This is a genomic window from Amycolatopsis roodepoortensis (assembly GCF_024628825.1).
GTDB classification, from domain to species: Bacteria; Actinomycetota; Actinomycetes; order Mycobacteriales; family Pseudonocardiaceae; genus Amycolatopsis; species Amycolatopsis roodepoortensis.
The window spans coordinates 2,854,327-2,872,507 of record NZ_CP102415.1 but is presented as its reverse complement, the minus strand read 5'-3'; the positions used below and the strand labels follow the sequence as shown (position 1 = coordinate 2,872,507).

Annotated in this window: 31 protein-coding genes; 28 read left to right on the top strand and 3 right to left on the bottom strand. The window is 69.6% G+C overall.

What is annotated here, in order from left to right; genetic code table 11:
- Positions 1-169: 169 nt before the first annotated feature.
- From NQK81_RS13475 to NQK81_RS13465, 3 genes are all read right to left on the bottom strand, one after another.
- Positions 170-1,405 carry a tyrosine-type recombinase/integrase gene (locus NQK81_RS13475; protein ID WP_257488466.1) on the bottom strand — a complete coding sequence of 412 codons (1,236 nt, stop codon included), beginning with the start codon at positions 1,403-1,405 and terminating at the stop codon, positions 170-172.
- Positions 1,386-1,736 (bottom strand): hypothetical protein, encoded by a 351-nt coding sequence (locus NQK81_RS13470; RefSeq protein ID WP_257488465.1) that lies wholly within the window; start codon positions 1,734-1,736, stop codon positions 1,386-1,388. The genes NQK81_RS13475 and NQK81_RS13470 overlap by 20 nt, the downstream gene beginning before the upstream one ends.
- Before the next feature lie 208 nt (positions 1,737-1,944).
- A complete protein-coding gene (locus NQK81_RS13465) occupies positions 1,945-2,445 on the bottom strand; it encodes a hypothetical protein (protein ID WP_257488464.1) in 501 nt (166 codons plus the stop codon).
- 176 nt (positions 2,446-2,621) lie between these two features.
- On the opposite strand from NQK81_RS13465, the gene NQK81_RS13460 reads away from it, so the two are divergent.
- The 28 genes from NQK81_RS13460 (at position 2,622) to NQK81_RS13325 (ending at position 18,150) form a co-directional block, all read left to right on the top strand.
- Complete coding sequence (locus NQK81_RS13460; RefSeq protein ID WP_257488463.1) at positions 2,622-3,023, top strand: hypothetical protein; 402 nt, start codon at positions 2,622-2,624, stop codon at positions 3,021-3,023.
- Positions 3,020-3,277: a helix-turn-helix domain-containing protein gene (locus NQK81_RS13455; RefSeq protein WP_257488462.1), complete on the top strand. Its 258-nt coding sequence runs from the start codon at positions 3,020-3,022 to the stop codon at positions 3,275-3,277. The genes NQK81_RS13460 and NQK81_RS13455 overlap by 4 nt, the downstream gene beginning before the upstream one ends.
- An 85-nt stretch (positions 3,278-3,362) precedes the next feature.
- Entirely contained in the window at positions 3,363-3,911 is a 549-nt protein-coding gene (locus NQK81_RS13450; RefSeq protein WP_257488461.1) for a hypothetical protein, read from the top strand.
- Entirely contained in the window at positions 3,908-4,345 is a 438-nt protein-coding gene (locus NQK81_RS13445) for a hypothetical protein (RefSeq protein ID WP_257488460.1), read from the top strand. The genes NQK81_RS13450 and NQK81_RS13445 overlap by 4 nt, the downstream gene beginning before the upstream one ends.
- Positions 4,345-4,632, top strand: a complete 288-nt coding sequence (locus NQK81_RS13440) for a hypothetical protein (protein ID WP_257488459.1) — start codon at positions 4,345-4,347, stop codon at positions 4,630-4,632. Before NQK81_RS13445 ends, NQK81_RS13440 begins: the two co-directional genes overlap by 1 nt.
- Positions 4,629-4,898, top strand: coding sequence for a hypothetical protein (locus NQK81_RS13435; protein WP_257488458.1), 270 nt, complete (start codon positions 4,629-4,631; stop codon positions 4,896-4,898). Before NQK81_RS13440 ends, NQK81_RS13435 begins: the two co-directional genes overlap by 4 nt.
- Entirely contained in the window at positions 4,898-5,041 is a 144-nt protein-coding gene (locus tag NQK81_RS13430) for a hypothetical protein (RefSeq protein WP_257488457.1), read from the top strand. The genes NQK81_RS13435 and NQK81_RS13430 overlap by 1 nt, the downstream gene beginning before the upstream one ends.
- Entirely contained in the window at positions 5,038-5,523 is a 486-nt protein-coding gene (locus NQK81_RS13425) for an SsgA family sporulation/cell division regulator (protein WP_257488456.1), read from the top strand. The genes NQK81_RS13430 and NQK81_RS13425 overlap by 4 nt, the downstream gene beginning before the upstream one ends.
- On the top strand, positions 5,520-6,014 hold the full coding sequence (locus NQK81_RS13420) for a hypothetical protein (RefSeq protein ID WP_257488455.1): 495 nt from the start codon (positions 5,520-5,522) through the stop codon (positions 6,012-6,014). The genes NQK81_RS13425 and NQK81_RS13420 overlap by 4 nt, the downstream gene beginning before the upstream one ends.
- The gene (locus tag NQK81_RS13415; RefSeq protein WP_257488454.1) at positions 6,011-6,331 is read left to right on the top strand and encodes a hypothetical protein; all 321 of its coding nucleotides are present in this window, start codon (positions 6,011-6,013) and stop codon (positions 6,329-6,331) included. The genes NQK81_RS13420 and NQK81_RS13415 overlap by 4 nt, the downstream gene beginning before the upstream one ends.
- The gene (locus tag NQK81_RS13410; protein ID WP_257488453.1) at positions 6,328-7,161 is read left to right on the top strand and encodes a hypothetical protein; all 834 of its coding nucleotides are present in this window, start codon (positions 6,328-6,330) and stop codon (positions 7,159-7,161) included. The genes NQK81_RS13415 and NQK81_RS13410 overlap by 4 nt, the downstream gene beginning before the upstream one ends.
- On the top strand, positions 7,161-7,556 hold the full coding sequence (locus NQK81_RS13405; RefSeq protein ID WP_257488452.1) for a hypothetical protein: 396 nt from the start codon (positions 7,161-7,163) through the stop codon (positions 7,554-7,556). The genes NQK81_RS13410 and NQK81_RS13405 overlap by 1 nt, the downstream gene beginning before the upstream one ends.
- Positions 7,553-8,044 carry a hypothetical protein gene (locus tag NQK81_RS13400; protein WP_257488451.1) on the top strand — a complete coding sequence of 164 codons (492 nt, stop codon included), beginning with the start codon at positions 7,553-7,555 and terminating at the stop codon, positions 8,042-8,044. Before NQK81_RS13405 ends, NQK81_RS13400 begins: the two co-directional genes overlap by 4 nt.
- The gene (locus NQK81_RS13395; protein WP_257488450.1) at positions 8,041-8,586 is read left to right on the top strand and encodes a hypothetical protein; all 546 of its coding nucleotides are present in this window, start codon (positions 8,041-8,043) and stop codon (positions 8,584-8,586) included. The genes NQK81_RS13400 and NQK81_RS13395 overlap by 4 nt, the downstream gene beginning before the upstream one ends.
- Positions 8,583-8,876, top strand: coding sequence for a hypothetical protein (locus tag NQK81_RS13390; protein ID WP_257488449.1), 294 nt, complete (start codon positions 8,583-8,585; stop codon positions 8,874-8,876). Before NQK81_RS13395 ends, NQK81_RS13390 begins: the two co-directional genes overlap by 4 nt.
- Before the next feature lie 83 nt (positions 8,877-8,959).
- A complete protein-coding gene (locus tag NQK81_RS13385; RefSeq protein ID WP_257488448.1) occupies positions 8,960-10,018 on the top strand; it encodes an HNH endonuclease in 1,059 nt (352 codons plus the stop codon).
- Positions 10,015-10,224, top strand: a complete 210-nt coding sequence (locus tag NQK81_RS13380; protein WP_257488447.1) for a zinc finger domain-containing protein — start codon at positions 10,015-10,017, stop codon at positions 10,222-10,224. Before NQK81_RS13385 ends, NQK81_RS13380 begins: the two co-directional genes overlap by 4 nt.
- The gene (locus tag NQK81_RS13375) at positions 10,221-11,159 is read left to right on the top strand and encodes a hypothetical protein (RefSeq protein WP_257488446.1); all 939 of its coding nucleotides are present in this window, start codon (positions 10,221-10,223) and stop codon (positions 11,157-11,159) included. Before NQK81_RS13380 ends, NQK81_RS13375 begins: the two co-directional genes overlap by 4 nt.
- Positions 11,156-11,578: a DUF6221 family protein gene (locus NQK81_RS13370; RefSeq protein ID WP_257488445.1), complete on the top strand. Its 423-nt coding sequence runs from the start codon at positions 11,156-11,158 to the stop codon at positions 11,576-11,578. The genes NQK81_RS13375 and NQK81_RS13370 overlap by 4 nt, the downstream gene beginning before the upstream one ends.
- Positions 11,579-11,704: 126 nt before the next feature.
- On the top strand, positions 11,705-12,019 hold the full coding sequence (locus NQK81_RS13365) for a hypothetical protein (protein WP_257488444.1): 315 nt from the start codon (positions 11,705-11,707) through the stop codon (positions 12,017-12,019).
- Positions 12,020-12,193: 174 nt separating this feature from the next.
- Positions 12,194-12,475 (top strand): HNH endonuclease, encoded by a 282-nt coding sequence (locus NQK81_RS13360; RefSeq protein ID WP_257488443.1) that lies wholly within the window; start codon positions 12,194-12,196, stop codon positions 12,473-12,475.
- Complete coding sequence (locus NQK81_RS13355; protein ID WP_257488442.1) at positions 12,472-12,939, top strand: AAA family ATPase; 468 nt, start codon at positions 12,472-12,474, stop codon at positions 12,937-12,939. The genes NQK81_RS13360 and NQK81_RS13355 overlap by 4 nt, the downstream gene beginning before the upstream one ends.
- Before the next feature lie 175 nt (positions 12,940-13,114).
- Positions 13,115-13,792 carry a hypothetical protein gene (locus NQK81_RS13350; protein WP_257488441.1) on the top strand — a complete coding sequence of 226 codons (678 nt, stop codon included), beginning with the start codon at positions 13,115-13,117 and terminating at the stop codon, positions 13,790-13,792.
- A complete protein-coding gene (locus tag NQK81_RS13345) occupies positions 13,737-15,356 on the top strand; it encodes a terminase large subunit domain-containing protein (RefSeq protein ID WP_257488440.1) in 1,620 nt (539 codons plus the stop codon). Before NQK81_RS13350 ends, NQK81_RS13345 begins: the two co-directional genes overlap by 56 nt.
- Positions 15,353-15,952, top strand: coding sequence for a hypothetical protein (locus NQK81_RS13340; protein WP_257488439.1), 600 nt, complete (start codon positions 15,353-15,355; stop codon positions 15,950-15,952). Before NQK81_RS13345 ends, NQK81_RS13340 begins: the two co-directional genes overlap by 4 nt.
- Positions 15,946-16,209 (top strand): hypothetical protein, encoded by a 264-nt coding sequence (locus tag NQK81_RS13335; RefSeq protein ID WP_257488438.1) that lies wholly within the window; start codon positions 15,946-15,948, stop codon positions 16,207-16,209. The genes NQK81_RS13340 and NQK81_RS13335 overlap by 7 nt, the downstream gene beginning before the upstream one ends.
- A complete protein-coding gene (locus NQK81_RS13330; protein WP_257488437.1) occupies positions 16,206-17,678 on the top strand; it encodes a hypothetical protein in 1,473 nt (490 codons plus the stop codon). Before NQK81_RS13335 ends, NQK81_RS13330 begins: the two co-directional genes overlap by 4 nt.
- A 22-nt stretch (positions 17,679-17,700) precedes the next feature.
- A complete protein-coding gene (locus tag NQK81_RS13325) occupies positions 17,701-18,150 on the top strand; it encodes a hypothetical protein (RefSeq protein WP_257488436.1) in 450 nt (149 codons plus the stop codon).
- Positions 18,151-18,181 lie beyond the last annotated feature (31 nt).

The window sequence follows — 18,181 nt, the reverse complement described above, 5'->3', positions numbered from 1 at the left end:
CTTGAACCTGCGACCTAGAGATTCTAAGAAGACTCATTAATTAAGTCCATTCAAGTTGATTTAGCTGCAAGAGTATCCCGATAGTGACCCGTCTAGTCCAGTCAAATCGAGTTGGTTTGTGATGCGTAAATGATCCCGCGTGTCGATCTTGAAGCGGCGAAGTTGATCGTCATCCGGTCTCGTCGTCCAGCAGGTTTTCGAGTGCGTCGGCGATCTTCTCGTTCGTGATCTTCGGTCGGCGATAGTGGCGCTGCACGACGTCCGGCGTATTGCCCAGCTGATCGGCGACGTGTTCGTTCGACAGCCCGGAGTCGCCGAGGTGTGTACCGACGGTGTGCCGGAGCATCATGGATTTCAGCCAGCCGTAGCCGATGGCGTCGCACGCGATCCGGATCCGCTTCGCGACGTTCCCCGGGTCTTGCCACTGGCCGTTCCACGTCGGGAAGAGCGGGCCTTCGCCCGCGGCCAGCTTGCGCCGGGAGAACATCGGCGCGGCCCATGACGGGTACTTCGGCCGGACCGGCCTGCCGCCGCGTTTCCGGCCGCGCTTGCGCACGATCCCCTGACCCTCCACGCGCACCAGGTGCCACCCGATGTAGCTCGTCCGCTCGGCCGCGTCGACGTCGGGCCCGGTGAGGGCCAGGATCTCGCCTGGCCGCCCACCGGTCGCGAGCATCGCCTCCACTGTGTCGGGCAGGTCGGCCCAGGCCTGCCCCCGCACGCCCTTGCCCTTGGCGTCCTTGGCGCTGTCGCAGTACTTCCGCAGCTTCGTCAGGAACTCCTGCCGTACCTCGGGTTCGAGCACCTTCACGTCCTGGGCGTCGAGCGCAGCTTCGACGCTCTGTTCGACGCGTTCGACCGACTTGCCCGGGTTCGTCTCCATCGCGCCCTCGATCACGCCGAGGGTGCAGATGTTCGTCAGGACCGTCCGGGTGCGCTTCGTCGCGGCGTAACCTCCTTTGCCCTTAGAACGTTTACTCTTCGCCGTCGTGTCCCGGATCCGTTTCAGTGCGTCGTTGCAGATGCCGACGTTCTCGGCCTCGCGACACGTCAGGTCCCCCAGCTCGCGCTCAAGGTGCGCGGCCGAATCCTGGTAGTCGTACAGCGACTTGTGCGCACGCTCGCCCCGGTTGACCTTGCGTTCGAAGTCGGCCAGCCAGCGCTTGATCAGGATGCTGAAGCGGGTATCCCCAGTGATCTTCTGGCCGGCCGCTTCGTTCGCCAGCTCGGTCATGGCCTTCTTTAGCCGCCGCTCGGCGGCAGCGGCGCTCGGCCCATGTCGCTTGACGGGTTTGAGCCTGCCGTTGCGGAGTCGGTACCGCGCGCTGGCGACGTAGTTGCCGTCGCGGATCCGGCGTACGTTGATCTTGCCGTAGGTTCCGATCTCAGTCCTCGGTCTGGCCATCGGCGGGTCCTTCCTCGGTCGGGTCGTCGTCACCCCCATCCCGCAGTCTCCGATCGAGATCGTCCAGTTCCGCCAGGTAGAGGTCGTGGACCTCGAACCGGGACTTCGGCGGGGGTGCCTCGGCGCGCCGGGCGCGGCATTCGAAGTACAGGCCGACGAAGCCAACGCCGAACGCGGTCGACATGTGGACGATGACGAGCGGGGAAGTCCAGTCCTGTACGAACGCCACGACGCCGTGTGCGATCGCGAGAACGAAGAGCGCGACAGCGGCTCGGTAGAGCCTCTTCGCGATCGCCGGGACTGTGGTTGTGGTGGTGGTCGGAGCAGTCACGGGGCGGGGTCCCTCCTTCGGGTGTATGGGGTAGCCCGGTTGCAGGAGGTGTATCCGCTGGTCTTAAGGGTTTGTTAGGCCGGGTAACAGGATTTTTCGAACTTTCGTTCGGGTGGCCTAGTGGCCTGATCACGTATTTGTTACATCCATACCGGATGTGTTACAGCGCGAGCGCGATCGTTATGCGACAACTAGGCTGCGCGTCCTCTTAGGACTCGTCACGTTTCTCGCGCCGGGCTTCTTCCTGAGCTTCGACGATCGCCCGCATGGCGAGCAGCGCCGTGGCGTCGCCACGCATGACGCGTTCCTGTTCGACGAACTTGACGGCCTCTTCGACCGTCATGTCCTTCATGCGCTGCCAGGCCGCGGCTGACCACTCGTGCCGGGTGGACGGCGGCGCGCTGGGGGTGATCCGCTTCTCCGGTATCGGCGGGACGGGGCCGCCCTCAAGAATGATCTTGGGCGTGTCCTCGGTCCAGTTCGGCAGGCCGCGTCCGACGGCGAACAGGACGGTCTGACCCACGCCTGGTTCGCCGTTCTCCAGCATCTCGATACTGCGCACGCTCTTGATGCCGATCGCCGCGGCGAAGTCTGGGCGATACATGATGCCGGCGGCCAGGCGTGCCTTTTCCACGGCTTCGCCGAGTCGCGCTCGCGCGTCCTCGGAGTAGTTCGCCGTACGCACTCTACGCGCCCGTTTCGTCGCCACACGTGCATGGTGCCGCATGGGGACGCATGGCGCTAGGTGGCTTGGGCCACGAATCTGCAGGCGGCGGCCATGATCGCCCCTGTTGAGTACTCGCTCTCTGACGCTCATGGTCCTGCATGTTAGCGCATGGAAACGCATGATCGTAAGTAACGATGCGACTTAATGCGGTTCCATGCTTGACCAACTTCGCATGGTCCCGCATTATCTGCGGTATGCCCCTCCTGAACGGTCCCAAAGTGCGGAATCGCGCTGCCGCTCGCGGCTGGGATATCCCGACCCTCGCGCGCCAGGCCGGTGTCAACGCCCGGACGCTGGCCAACACCACGAGGCCCGAGAGTCCGCAACCTGTGAGCCTCCCCACGATCTACAAGCTCGCGGGTGCCTTGGCCGCACCCGATGAGCGCGTCCCCCTGATCGCTGCGGCTCTGGTCGCTGACCCAGACGTCGCCCGCCAGATCCGCGAGAGCGAAGCGCCGGAAGCCAAACCGGAGAAAGAACAGCCGAAGCGCGAGCCGCTGGCGCCGCCGAAGCGGACCAGCACCGAGCGCACCACCGGCCCGAAGCGGCTGTCGGCATGAAGGCGGTACTGGAAGCCATCGACCGCTTGATCAAGCGGGTCGAACGGCTGGAGAAAGCCGTGAAGGCGCCGCCGCGCGAGGCCTACCGGCCCAGTGAGGTCGCGACGCTCACCGGCATCGGCTACGCGACCGTGCTGGAGATGTGCCGGACGGGCGAGCTGCCCGCCAAGCAGGTGGGCGGTGGACGGCTCTGGATCGTCCCGGCGGCCGAACTGCGCCGGTACCTCAACGACACCAGCGGCACCACTGCCTGATTTTCCTGATCCCCCAAAGAAAAGTGCCCGCCCCGTGCCATTGCGGGGCAGGGGCGGGCTGATCACGAGAAAGGGACACAAACCCATGACCGATACGAAGAGTACCGACACCCGGCACCGGTTGCGTGCGGGTGACACGCCTGCCCTCGGCCTGCCGATTCAGCCGGGCCGGGGCGGCAAGCGTCGCAAGGTCACCCCGGACGACACCGCGCCGATCGCGGTCGACGGCTCGACGGACCCAACGGTAGTTATCGCGCCGGTTGACCGCGCCCGCGAGGACGCCGCGCTGGCGGACGCTCTCCTCGAGGAGTTCCCGCACGCGGATGCCCAGCTGGCGGCCGCCGCGCTGGTCGCCGAGGACTTCCCCGCGGACCCGGAGCTGGGCGCGCGGCGGCTGATCGCCGTCCTCACGCCGAAGCCTGGCCTGTGGGCATGGCTGTGCCGGTGGTGGACCGCGCTGGTCTGGTTCCCGCTCGCGGCGATCGTGGTGCGGGTGGTCGACGCGGTCACGGCCGGGTTCGAGGAAATCGGCGACAACGTGCGCGGGCACGCCGCGCTGCTGGCGAAGGCCTTGCTGGTCCTGCTCGCGGCCGCCGTGTTCGCCGGTGTCGGGATTGCGTGGTGGTTGCAGTGACCGTGCGCCTGCTGGACCTGAACGCGGTCCGTCACCCGGTGAAGACGTGGATCGCCCCCTACGTGTGGCGTCGCGCGGTGACCCCGGTCCGTCCGCCGGTCGACCTGCACGGCGAGCTGCCCGCGCTGTCGATGCGGATCGCTCTGCTCCGCGGCTGCGGCTACGTCCACGTGACGGTCGACGAGTCGTTCATCCCGGCCGACTGCACGTGGTGCTGGCCGGACCGGCCGCGGATCACCTCGGTCCGCGTGCACAGCGACCCGCGCCGCGATCGCCGCTTCGACCCGCTCCCGGACCGGGTCGACGTGTGCTTGCAGTGCGCGCTGGGTCTCCACCGGCCCCGCGCGGCGCGCGGGACCCGGGTCGGCGCGGTCGGCCAGGCGCTCGCCGAGGCCCGGCCCGGCGCGGTGATCTTGGTGGAGGTGTGCGAGTGATGGCCACTGCGACCTCTTCCCCGCACGTGATTGGCCCGGACCACGTATCCGGGGTGGCTCACGTCGAGTACGCGCGGTGGGGCCAGGCGCCCGCTGTGCGGTCCGGTGAGCCGGTCGATCCACTGCCGACGATCTACAGCAGCGCGGACGGGATCGAGATTGAGGACACCTTGATTCTCGATCTCGCGACCGCTGAGGCCTTCGCCGAGCGGCTGCTGGCGGCGATCGCCTACGAACGTCGCCGCGCCGCAAGCTCGTCGACGGCGGGGGAGGTCGACGCGCGATGACCACTTCCCAGCGGATGAACGCCACCGACTTGCGGCACGCGTTCGGGTCTTTCGATCAGCGTTTGCGCGCCCGGCTCGCCGAGGCGGCAGAAGACGCGACGAGGGACGGCGACGCGTCCAATCGGCCGCTGGATCTCGGGGAGTACCGAGGCCTGCGGGTGGCGCTGCACATCCTGCACGCCTGGACCCGTGGCGAGTTCGGCGTCGACGGCGAAGAGGTGCCGTTCAAGCCGCTGCCGGGTGACACGGCGGGCGGTGGCGCGTGATGGCGGCCTGGACCAACGCGGCCGACCGGATCCTGGCCGACGAGCTGGATCCCGAGGACCTGGACGAGACACCGCGCGGCGGCCGGTTCGGCCGCCGCGCCACCCCCGACAACGACGATCAGGAAGGGCAGGGCCAGCGATGACCGCCACGATGCCCGCCGCGTTCGGTCCCCGCCGGTACTTCGGCGACGGCCACGTGTCCGAACGGCCGATCACGGCCACTCGGGCGCCCGCCTGTAGCAGGAAGATCGGGATCGAGTTCCGCTACGACCCGGCCGAGCCGTTCGCCGTGACGCTGGTCCTGGGCTACCGGCACGGCGCCGGGGAGCTGCTGAAGTCCTGGACGTTCGCCCGGTCGATGCTCGCCGCCGGCCGGACCGAACCGGCCGGTGCCGACGCGGGCGACGTGCAGCTGTTCCCCCGCGCCGGGCGGGTCGACGTCGACCTGGCCGACCGCGCCGAGGGCCGCCGCTACCTGCTGACCGTGCGCAAGGCCGACGTCGACGCCGCGCTGGCCGAGTTCGACAAGGTCGTGCCGCTCGCGGCGGAAGACAACATCGCGCCGCGCTACGACGCGATCGCGGCCGAGCTCGCGGCGATCCTCGCCGACGGCGGTGACCGGTGACCGCCGTCGACACCGGGACCGAGGACCCGGGCCGTCACCTGTCGGCCGTCCCCGAGCCCGGCACCCCGGCCGCACCCAAGCCGAAGCCGCCGTCGCGGTCGCCCTACCCGCGCAACCCGCTGCTGGACTACCGCTACGGCCCCGACCCCGAAGGCCTGTGCCCGGCGTGCCGGTGGGTCAAGGCGATCGACTGGCCGACACCGCAGCAGTGGTGCCCGCATCACGTGCTGTGGCACGACTCGACGATCCCGAAGCTCGCCCAGGCCGGGGACGCGAAGGGCCCGTTCCTGGTGCACGCGTCGACGGCCCCGGCGTTCGCGCGCGGGGACCGGGTGTGGTTCCAGGGCAAGCTCGAAACGATCGTCGACGAGCGCTATTGGGGCCGGGACGGCCGGTGGCGCTACGTCGCGATCACCCCGCGCCAAGGGACCGCGGTCGATTCCGCCGAGTCCGAGTTCACCCGCGAGTTCCGGGCGGGGTGGCCAGCATGACCGACACCGTGAAGCAGCTGCGCCCGGTCGAGCCGGTCACCACGGTGCTGCGGCAGGCCGACCACTGGGCCCGCGCGATCGCCCCGCCCGGCTCGTCGGCCTACCTTGACCGCCTCGCGTCGGAGATCCGTGCCCGCGTCGTCGAACCGATGATCGCCGCCCAGCCCGTCGAGCTCGCGCAGCTGACCGACGACAACGCCCGCCTGGCCGACGAGCTCGCCCGCGTGCAGCACGCCCTGCAGCACCAGACCCGCGTCGCCGAAGACCTCGCCGAACAGCTCGCCCAGGCCACGAAAACGATTGGAGACCAACAGTGACCGCCCCCGCAGAGTCCACAAACGACACCGCGTCGATCGCCAAGGATGACGCCGACTTCTACCGCTATTACCGCGGACGAATCAAAGACCTGTGTGCCGATATCCACACCGCCCACGAGAGCGCGAACCACTATCAGTCCCTCGGCAACAGCCTGGCCACCCAGCCGGTCACGACCCCGATCCTGTTCCCGGCCGAGGACTACAGCGTCGGCAATATCGGCGCCGAGTCCAGCAATCGCCGCGCCCCGGTCGGACCGCACAACCAGAGCCAGCTCGAACTGACGCTGCGCGACGCGGCCCGCCAGGCCTACGTGTTCGCCGGGCACTACCGCCGCGTACACGGCGAGCTGAGCGCCGCCCTGCAGGCCCAAGTGAGCCTCACCAGCGACCCCGCCTGTGCGGTGCTGACTCTCGACGAAACCGGGCAGCTGGGCTACAACCGCGCGAGCGACGAGTGGACGGCCGGGTCCGTGGACCTGGGTGACCGCCTGTCCGGCGCGGCCTATCGACTGCAGGAATCGGGGCTGCTGCCCAAATTCGACGAGTTCTTCACCCCGGTCGCGAAGGACGACGACGAGCAGTGCCCGACCTGCGCCGAGCACGGCCGCGAACACTGCTGGACCCACGGTGATCCCCGGATCGAGCTCGGCACGCGCGTGACCGCACCGGCCGAGGCGGCCCCCGGCGGCACGGTCACCGGTGTCCTGATCGAGAACGAGCGGATCAACGGCCTCGGCCTGGCCGCGATCCAGTCCGACGACGACCCCTGGCCGTACGCGGTCCTGGCCAGCACGGTGCGCCCCGTCGAGACCGAGACGGCGGCCCGCTGATGGCGCTGAACAACGGCGAAGCCCACGCCGTCAACACGCTGCTGCGGTGGGTCCTCGGCCTGCCGAATTCATCCGTCCCCGTCCCGGCCGCCGCCGACGCGCACGAGGCCGCGCAGCGACTGTGCCGCGCGGCCTACAAGCAGCTGTCGGCAGGGCTGTGGCCGGACCAGGTCACCGAGCACTGGCCAGCTGAAACCCCGGTCCCGGCCGCCGAGGTCGTCGACGCGGCGCAGCGGCTGCGCGCAGACCTGCACGAGACGATCGGCGCGGTCTACGGCGAGATCGGCGGGCACTCCGATGTGCCCGACGCGGCCGAGGCCGACCAGCGCCGGATCGTCACCGATCACCGCCTGGTGCTCGACTGGGTGATCGCGGCCGCCGGGGGTGCCCGGTGAGCCACCTGTGCGGATTCGACGAGCCGACCCCGGACGACCTGCCCGACACCGGCGGCACGTGCTGCTACAGCGCCGCCGTGTACGGCCCGCACCGCTGCACCTGCTGGCGGCCGGTCTACGCCGACCCTGTCCAGACCGACGAGCTGAACGACGAGTCGGTGCCGCAGGTACGGCCGGAGGGCATGTGCGGCGACTGCGCGTACCGGCCCGGGTCGCCGGAGAAGGCCGGTGATCCCGCCTATCGCGGCGACGCCGACGAGCTGGAGGGCCTCGCGATCACCGGCACCCCGTTCTACTGCCACGACGGCATGCGCCGCGTCGCGAAGTGGGTGCACCCGACCGGCGCCGAAGTCCCTGCGCTCGACGGCGCGTACGCCCCGCCGTTCCACGGGGCCGTGCCGCACCGCGTCGACGGCGAGGCCGCCTACCTGTGCGCGGGCTGGAACGCCCGCCGCCGCGCACTGTCCGCAAAGGACGGTGACCGGTGAAGCGGACCGAACCCAGCCGGGCGCAGCTCGGCGAGAAGGTGCGTGAGATCGCGGTCGCGTGGTCGCTGGAGGACGACGACCGGCCAGGCGCCGGACTGCAGTCCTGGGCCGCGCTCGACGAGGCCACGCAAGAGCTCTACATGCGCGTCGGGGAAGAGCTGTTCACCCTCGGCAAGGAGTGCGCGCCGAACCTCGCGTTCGTCGTCGAGCGCGCCGAGTCCGGCGCCCTGTACGTGGTCGATACACCGGAACGCGCGGCCGAGCTGGTGGCGGCTGAGGTCGCCGCCGGGTACCGGCCGGACGAGGTGTGGACGACCGCGCTGGAGTTCGAGCGGGCCGAGCCGCGACCGGCGGCCGACGACGACGTGGACCTGGACCACTGCCAACACCCGGTGTGGGTCGCGGTCGACGAGGCCGTGCCGCTGGCGGACATGGTCGCCGCGAGCAAGGCGCCGGACGTCGTGCACGCGATGTGCCAGGTCGTCGACAAGACCGTGCGGGCCGCGCTGGCCGCCGTCGGATACCCGGTGACGCCGCGGTGAGCGGGGGAGTGTGGCCGCCGGACGGCGTGACGTCCGCGGTCCCGGCCGAGCGCCCGGCAGGGCCGCGGTCGAAACCGTGGCTCGCATCCGGTCTCGAGATCCCGCCCCCGGCCTCGACGACGCAGGCCTGCGCCGACGTGCTCGGCCAGACCCGCCGGACCTTCGCCGACCTCGGCGCCGGGTTCGTGGCCCTCGGCGCGGCCGCGCGGGCCGCGCGCGACCGCCTGGCCGCCATTACCGCAGCGTTCCGCGACGTCGACCGTCCGGAGACAGGAGCACCACCACCGTGATCCACCCGCACGACCCGCGAGGCCCGGAGATGAAGATCATCTCCGGGCTTTGCCATGCCCTCACCCCGGGCGGGTGGTGACCCGTGCCGTACTACCTCACCGACGACAAGGCCGACCTGGATCCCCGGTGGATGGTTCTCGCCGAGGGCAAGGAGAACACCGCGGATCTACTGTTCGCGTACTGGCACCGGATTCAGGCCGCGTCGGCCAAGCACAGCCACAACGGCTACGTGACCCACCATGAAGCGCTCGACGCCTGCCGGGGAAAGGCGAGACTGCTGCAGCTGCTGCTGACCCCGGTTCTGGGGCAGCCGCCGCTGGTGCATCGCAAGGGCGACAGCTGCGCGGAGAAGAACTGCATCGACGCGTCCCCGTCGTGGGTCGACGGGTTCGACTACCGGGTCTGCAGCTTCTCCAAGCGCAACCCCACCAAGCAGGAAACGGACCGGAACCGGGCTCAGAAGGCCGACAGCCGCAACAAACCGCTGAAGGACGCCGTGTACGCCCGCGACGGCGGTTGCTGCCGCTACTGCGGATCTGGGCCGTTGCCCAAAAAGGGGATGGGGCGCGCGCTCGATCGCCGCAAGGCGCTGCAGTTCGACCACGTCGACCCTGACCGCGAGGCCGGCATCGACGGAGCCAACTACGTCGTGGCGTGCGCGCGGTGCAACGAGCACAAAGGACACAGGACCCCGGCCGAGGCGGACATGGTGCTGCTGCCCGAGCCGACTGAGGCCGAGCGCGCCGCGCTGCTCGCCCGTCCGCTGCAGCTGCGCGACTTCCCCGAACCTGCCGTCGACAACCACCACGACAACCGCACGGACAACCGACGGGACAAGCAACCGACGCTTGTCCCGTCGGTTGTCGGAACGGTTGTCCCCGACGCCCCACTGGAACCCGATTCCGCAGGTGACGTGCGCCTACAGCCACGTCCACAACCGACTACGACAACCGCGGATCCGGGCTCGGAAGGGTCCGGGTCGGGTCGGGGCGGGCAGCCCGTCGTTGTCCGTGATCCCCGAGCCTCCCCGTACGGCACCGGCGGCCAGATCACCCGAACCTCCGAATACCCCGACGTCTACCACCGCCGCCCCCGCCTACCCGCCACTCCTGAACCCCCGCAACCAGGTGGTGACCCATGAGCCGCTACACCCCGCGCCAGCTCCGGGATCTCGACAGCCTCGCCGATCTCGAATCCACCCGCGAAGAAGCCCTTGAGTTCGAGTGCGACGACTGCGGCGCCGAACCCGGCCACCGGTGCGTCAACACGAGCACCGGCGACCTGCTCAACGCCCCAGCCCATCCCAAGCGCATCACCGCGACCCGCAAGAAGGAGGGACGACCGTGAACCTGTGCCGCTGCGGCAAACCCGCCCGTGACTCGACCCTCTGCCCCGACTGCGTCCGCCAGGTCGTCACCGACCTCCGTGCGCTCGCGACCGGCGGCGTGCTCCGGATCCGCGTGCACCAGAAACGGATCCCCGTCCCGGCCGTCGTCACGCTGCTGCCGGTCGCCGAGGTCGTCACCCCGGCGACGTTCCGCGTCGTCGACGAGCTGCACACCGATACCCGCCCGTCCCTGTACGAACTGCTCGTCGACACCTTGGTCCGACGGGACCACACCGGATCCGACTCGATCGGCGCGGTGTCCGGCGCCGCGGCGTTCGAGGTCGACTTCCACGCGGCCGCGTCCGAGCTGAAGGCCGCGATCGACGGCGTGATCCGGACGTGGGCCGTCGACGTCGCCGAGCGCCACGGCCGCGAGCTCCCCGCCCGGTCGGTGCGCAAGGCCGCGGCCTGGCTCGCCGCGAACCCTGCCCTGCTCGCCGCCCATCCCGACGCCGGCGACTTCGCCGACCAGATCACCAAGCTCACCCGCTCGGCGCTGCGGGTGATCGACCGCGACCCGGAGAAGGTCTACCTGGGCCAGTGCGGAGCGAAGGTCATCGTCGACAAGGCGATCGGCTCGTGCGAGGCCGATATCTACGCCCCGCCCGGCCGCCCGGTCGTGCAGTGCCGGAAGTGCGGCGCGATCTGGGACGTGCCCGAGCGGCGTGAGTTCCTGCTGGCCGCCGTCGACGACCAGCTGGCCACCCCGCCCGAGATCTCCAAAGCGCTTACCCGCCTGGGACGTGAGGTCACCGAATCCATGATCTACGGCTACGTCCACCGTGGACGGCTCAATCCGCACCCGCCCCACCCGCACGATTCCCGCGGCCGCGCCCGCTATCGGGTCGGTGACGTCCGTGCGATCGTGGACGCCCTCACGCAGCAGGAAGGATGACCATGCTCGACGACCTGATCACGTTTCTGCGGGAGCGGCTTTTGACCCGGAAGGCCATAGCCGTGCAGGCGCGTGATGCCCTTGACCGATGGGAATCGGGGAACGACCCGGAACAGCGCTGGTCGCTCGACGGCAGTGTCATCGGGGTCAACCTCAAGGGCGAGTACTGCTGTCTCGGCGAAGAGGTGTCCCGGTTCATCGGCCTGCGGCCGCCGGAACAGGAGATCGCCGAGGCCGATGCTCTGCTGCAGATCGTCGAACTGGCGAAGGCGGCCAACGGCCTTGAAGACGTGATCGAGGCCGAATTCAGCTATGGCCGCGACGGCGAGAACGATCCACTGGTCGGTGATTCGATCCTCAAGCAGCTCGCGCTGCCGTATGCCGACCATCCCGAGTACCGCGAGGAATGGCGGCCGTGAAAGGACCAGCACGCCGATCGACCCGGCCGTATAACGCCCTGCACGCCGCCGTCTACTAGTAGACAGCGCGAGGCGAGATCCCTAGTGTCTACCGGTAGACACATTGGGCGGCGAGAGGGGTCGAGCATGGACACGAGCATGGAAAAGCGCGTGGTGCGCCTGGGCGATGATCCGCTGGTCGACTGGGTTTCGGATCCGGTGTTCGAGTTCGACAGTGAGGTCGAGGCGATGCAGATGCTCGACGCGATCGCCTGCGAGCTGTCCGAGGCGCGTGCGCAAGCCCATCACGCCATGCGGTTCTTGAAAGCCGCGATTCGGGCGGCCGGTGAGTTCGAGGAAGACGGCCATCGGATCAGCGCGTCGGCGATCATCGACTTTTCCGGGCTGGCCCGGCAGACGGTGTACGCGGCGCTGCCCGCCGACCGGCGACGCGCGGAGTAGCACCCCGTGCTTGTCGCTGACCTGGGCGAAGGGTAACTTGATCCACAGTAGGTGAGGTGTCCGAAGAGGACGCCTCGCACCCGATGAGCTACCGATGAGGCCCGGCTCACTTCCGGGAAGGGCGAAGCCCCGGCCAGTACGGCCGGGGCTTCGTCGTGTCCGGGGGTGGTGGCGATGGTGGCCAAGCACCAGGGCCGATCCGGCCGGCCGTGGGCGCGGATCAAGGAGCAGTGGAAGCGAACCAGCTGGGTCTGCTACCTGTGCGGGAACCAGATCCCGGAAGGCGTCCCGCGCAACCATCCGCTGGAATACACGGTCGACCACATCGACGCCCGGGTGCGGGGTGGCCCGCCCACGATGGAGAACACCGCACCGGCGCACCGGCGGTGCAACTCCCGCAAGGGCACGAAGCAGCTGCACGAGCTGCAGCTGCTGAAGACGTCAAGGGTGTGGTGAGCGTGCGGCACGTGGTGCTGATCGCCGGGCCGCAGTGCTCGGGGAAGTCGACGCTGGCAACGAACCTCGCGGCCGAGCGGCCGGGGATCGTGCTGGATCTGGACGTGATCGCGCGGGGGCTGGGCTCGACGAGGGGGTGGCTGCACGACGAGCCGGTCATGGCGCGGGCCGAGGCGATCTACCAGGGGGAGCTGGGCAGAATCGTCGCGGCGCACGACGTCGTGGCCTACGTGGTGCGCTCGGCGCCTGCAGCCAGGGCGCGGGCTGATCTGGCCGCGAGGCTGCGGGCCGACGTGGTGTACGTGCTCGATCCGGGGATGGGCGAGTGCCTGCGCCGGGCCACTGTGGACGGGCGCCCTGCAGGTACCCATGCCGGTATCCGGCAGTGGTACCGCCGGTACGCGGCGACGGGGGTGGACCGCCGGCCGAGTGAGCCGCGGCTGGTGACCTCGCGGGAGTGGTGATGATCATCGGCGCGGGGCGTTGGTGATCAAGAAAAGTCCATTTGGGGGCGGCCGGTCCACTCCGCGCCCACCTGCTCGGCCCTCCCCCCGGGGTCGATTTCACACAGGAACGTTGCGGGTGTTTGCGCAGGTCAGAGGGGTTCGCTGCCTCGGCGCTGCAGGGGGGTAGTCGATCATGGCGGACACGTCCACGGAGCGTGCTCGGCGCTCCCGCGCGCACGCTCGTGATGATCATTCGTTGTGCCGCGCACAGCGGTGCGGCGTCGCCCGCGCGCACGTCTCCGGCGATCACAGCCGGTGCGATGCGAGCTGGTGCGATGACGCCATAAGCCCGGCGGACTGGGAGCGGGCCGCCGAAGGAGCGGCGTCGCGGGGTGCGGGTCCCGCGGCGCCGCTCGACCCCGTCGACGACGACGCGTACCGGGTGCGGTCGTCTGCGCTGGAAGCGCTCGACGACCACGAGTTCGGCCCGGCCGGGCGCGAGCTGTGGGAGGCGGTCAACCCGGACGGGGACATGGCGCCCCTGCAGACGGCGCTGCTGCGCGAGGCCTGCCGCACCGCGGACCGGTTGCGGGCGCTGGACCGGGCGTTGCGCGGGGACGGGCCGTGGCTGGATCTGTCCACGATGGACGGCCGCACGTTCGTGGTCGTGGTGACCGAGGCCTTGAAGGAGTCGCGGCAGCAGGCGATGGCGCTCAAGGCGCTCGTCGCCGAGCTGCGGCAGTCGACCGGGTCCGGCCGGAACGGGCACCGCCCGCCGGCGCCGGACGGGCCGGGCAAGGGTGAGGGGGCGAGCATTGTCGACCTTAGCGCCGCCATCACCGCTCGCCTCGCCGCGCAGGCCGAGGGTTAACCAGGTCCCGCCGTACGCGTTCAGCTTCGGCACCGAGGCGACCGCGTTCGCGCGCAAGGCCGGGCTGAACGCCGACGACTGGCAGGAAGAGTCCGTCACGCACATGCTCGGCATCGGCCCCGAGGGCCGGTGGGCGTGCCCGGACTACGCCGAGTTCGTGCCTCGCCAGAACGGCAAGGGCGGCGTGCTGGAAATCCGGGTGCTGTTCGGGTTCTTCCTGCTGGGCGAAAAGAAGATCGTCTGGTCGGCGCACCTGTTCAACACCGCGCTGGAAGGGTTCAACCGGCTCAAGGCGCTGATCAAGAACCTTGGCGTTCAGGTCGGGGACAACGAAAACCTGATCGACGTCGACGGGATCCTGGTCCGGATCTCGAACACCAACGGCAAGGAAGGCTTCACCCGGCTCGACACCGGCGCGCAGATCCAGTTCGTCGCCCGCAGTGACGGCAACCTCCGCGGCTTCACCGGTGATTTGCTGATCATCGACGAGGCGTACGCGCTGACCAACGCGCAGCAGGAAGCGATGTTCCCGTCGACCTCGGCGCGCAGCATGGCCGTGCCGGGGTGCCAGATCATCTTCACGTCGTCGCCGCCGATCCGGTCGGACCCGAACATCGTGGTGTTCCGGCTGAAAAAGCAGTCGGACGAAGGCGACGTCGAGGATCTGTGTTTCCGGGACTGGGGCGTGGCCGGGGACCTGGACAACCTCGGCCTGATCGATGTGACCGACCGCGAGCTGTGGCGGGCGGCGAACCCGGCGCTGGGCGTGCGGATCAGCGAACGGCACGTCGCGAAGGAGCTCAAGCGGTTCAGCGAACACGGGTTCGCACGCGAGCGGCTGGGCGTGTGGCCGCCGATCCCGGTCGGGGTCGACGAGCTGATTCGGTTCGAGGACTGGAAGAACCTCGGCGATCCCAAGTCGCAGCCGGGGCCCGACATCGCGTTCGCGGTCGATATCACCCCGGATCGCAAGTGGGCCGCGATCGCGTCGTACTCGGTGCGCGCGGACGGCCTGGGCCACATGGAACAGATCGAGCACCGCGAGGGCACCGCGTGGATCGCGGCCTGGCTGGCCGAACGGAAAGAACGCTGGGATCCGGTGGCGATCGCACTGGACGCGAAGGGCCCGGCCGGGTCGCTGCTGCTGGAGCTCGACGACGTCGGGATCAAGCTCCCGACCAAGGACAAGGACGGCAAGCGCGCCAAGCCGCGCCGCGGTGACCTGATCATCCCGACCGCGAACGACTACGCCGGCGCCTGCGGCTCGCTGATCGACGCGATCGAGCAGAAGGCGTTCCGGCACCGGGACCAAGTCCAGCTCAACACCGCGGTCGGCGGTGTGGCGAAGCGGCCGCTGGGCGACGCCTACGCCTGGGCGCGCAAGACGAGCTCGGCGAACATCGCGCCTCTGGTCGCGGCCACGCTCGCCCGATGGGCGTTCCTGGCCCGGATCAACGCACTGGCCGCCCCGGCCCCGCCCCCGGCAACCGCGCCGGTCCCGGAGATCGCCGGGGCACCTGGCGGAAATGAGCTGTGGCGACCGACGTCCCGGCTGAACCTGTGAAGGAGCTGACCGCCACTATGCAGATGCTCGACACCGTCGACGTCAAGGCCTTCGCGCGAGCCGCCGGGCTGGAGCTCGACGACCACCAGGCGCACGTGCTGACCGACATGCTGAGTGTGAACCCGGGCACGAGCACCTGGCGCACGATGGAGATCACCGCGCCGCAGCAGACTGCTGCTGTGGACACGTTCGTCGTTCGGGCGTTGATCGGGTTACTGGTCCTCGGCGAGAACGTGCTGTGGTCCGTCCATCGATCGACAGCCACGAAGGCCGCGCACGGCCGTCTGAGCACCGGTCTGCGGGCGCTCGGCACGGCGACCGAGGGCGCTCCGAACCGGGTCGAGGTTGACGGCATCCCGGTCAAGATCAGGAACGCCAACGGCTACGAGGGTGCCGAGCGACTGGACACCGGGGCGCGGATCCGGTTCGCCTGCCGACGCTATGCCGGGGCGGTCCGTGGCTACAACGCCGATCTGCTGGTCATCGACGAGGCGGGCGACTACACCGCCGCCCAGCACAAGGAGCACCTGCCGTCTGTGGCGTGTAGCCGAAACCCGCAGATCGTCTACATCGGAGTGGAGGGGAAGTCATGGTGATTCGGATCCGGATCCCGGCCCCGTCGAGCATGGCCGTGGCGAATCTGCTTGCGGTGCTCGGCCTGGTCGCGATCGTCGTCGCGGTCGGTGGCATGTTGGGGGTGTGGCCGGCCGTGCTGACGGGCGGGGTGTTCGCGGTGGTGCTGGGCTGGGTCGGGATGGCGCAGGCGGCCGCGGTCGAGCAGGCGCCGCCGGCGGCGGCGTCGACGGCACCGGCGCCGGTGGTGCGGGCGGCTGAGGAGCCGTCTGCGGCATGAGGTCGCTGCTGCCCGTGCGCCGGGCCACCGAAGCCGCTGCCGCGCCGCGTCGTGCGCTGGAGGCGACGCCGCAGCAGATCGCGGCGACGGGCGCCACGCGTGGTTCGTTCGGGCAGTACGACCCGATTGATGGTGACTCGGGCTGGCGTCCGGCCGGGTATCAGGGACGTCAGGTTCCGGATTGGACGCTGGAGAAGACCCGTACGTATTCGGTCGCGGCGTACCGGTCGAACCCGATGGCGAAGGCGATCATCGACACGTACACGTCGTTCTGTGTCGGGGATTCCGGGGTGTCGGTGACGGTCTCGAACGCGGACGTCGCGCGGGTCGTCGACGAGTTCTGGACCGACCCGCGTACGCGGATGGCGGCCATTCAGGAGCTGTGGTTGCGGGATCTGCTGCTGAACGGCGAAGGCCTCACCGAGCTGATGACGGGCGCGTTCGCGGGCACGGTGCGGATCTCGCCGATCGATCCGGCGATCATCGGGGACGTCAAGCTGCACAAGGGAAACCCGCTGTGGGTGGACCGGGTGGTGTTCCAGGCCGAGACCGAGCGCGCGGATCTGACGATCGCCGACGTCGACGACGCTTCGGGGCTGATGACCGGCGAGGCGCTGTTCTGGACCCCGTTCAAGGCGCTGCTGACCGACCGGCGCGGGATGCCGTTCTTGTCCACTGTGGTCGATTGGCTCGACTCGTATGACCAGGTGCTGGGGAACCTGATCGACCGTACGGCGCTGGCGCGGTACCTGGTGTGGGACGTGACGGTCAAGGGCGACCAGAGCGATGTCGATAATTTCGTGAAGGCGCGCGGCGGCATGCACGTGCCGCGCAGTGGGTCGGCCGAGGTCCACAACGAGTCCGTGTCCTGGGAGCCGAAGACGGCGCAGACCGGCGCCTACGAGGATTCGGCCGCGGCGCGCAGCGTGCTGACGCTCGCGGCCGCGGGCACCGGGTTGTCCAAGACGTGGCTGGCCGAGCCGGAGGACAGCAACCGGGCGACGTCGCTGACGATGGCCGAGCCGGTGCGGCGGCGGATCTCCGGTGTGCAGAACACGTACCTGGGTTATCAGCGTGAGCTCGTGCAGTACGTCGTCGACCAGGCGGTGCGGGCCAAGCGGCTGCCGATGATGGTGAAGGGCTCGGACTCGACGACCGGTCAGGTCTCGGTGCTGCGGGCGCGGGACACCGTGATGGTCACCGGCCCGGAGGTCGCCGCGGCGGACGCGCAGATCTCGGCGACCGTGTTGATGAACCTGTCGAGCGGGCTGGAAAAGCTTGTCGGCAAAGGGTTGCTGAGCCGTGAGGCGGGGGAGCTCGCGGCGAGGAAGGCCTGGGAAGACTTCGTCGGGGTGCCGTACCGGGCCGAGCTGTCCGACCCCGACAAGGCTGACGTCGACGACGTCGCCACGTACGTCGACGAGAACGCCGGCGGCACACCGGGCGGGCGCCTTGTCGCCCTGCCCTGACCTTTCCGGAGGAGAACGAGTCATGTGGTCCATTGAGGACGCCGCGCGCGTCATGGGTATGGCCCCGTCCGAGGTGCTGGCGGTGGCCGAGGTCGGCGAATACCTGGTCGTCACAACCTCCGACGGCCAGCGCACCGCGGTAGCCGACAACGGCGACCTGCATCTGCTGACCCCGGAAACGGCCGCACAGCTCGGCATCGGGCAGGAGACCGAAGCGCCCGTCGACGTCGACCCGGACTCGTCCGGCGAAGGCGAGAGCACGGGGCCCGTTCTCGAGAACCCCGGTGGCGACCAGACCCCCGAGGTCACCGGCGAGCAGGTCGACGAGGTCCCGGATGTGAACAAGGACGAGCTGCTGGCCTGGGTCGGCGACGACACCGACCGCGCGGCCCGCGCCCTGGCGGCGGAGAACGCGCGGGACAAGCCGCGGTCGACCGTCGTCGCCGAGCTGGAGAAGGTCGCGCAGGCGTGAGCGAGCACCCGCCGGTGTGCTCGGACCCCGG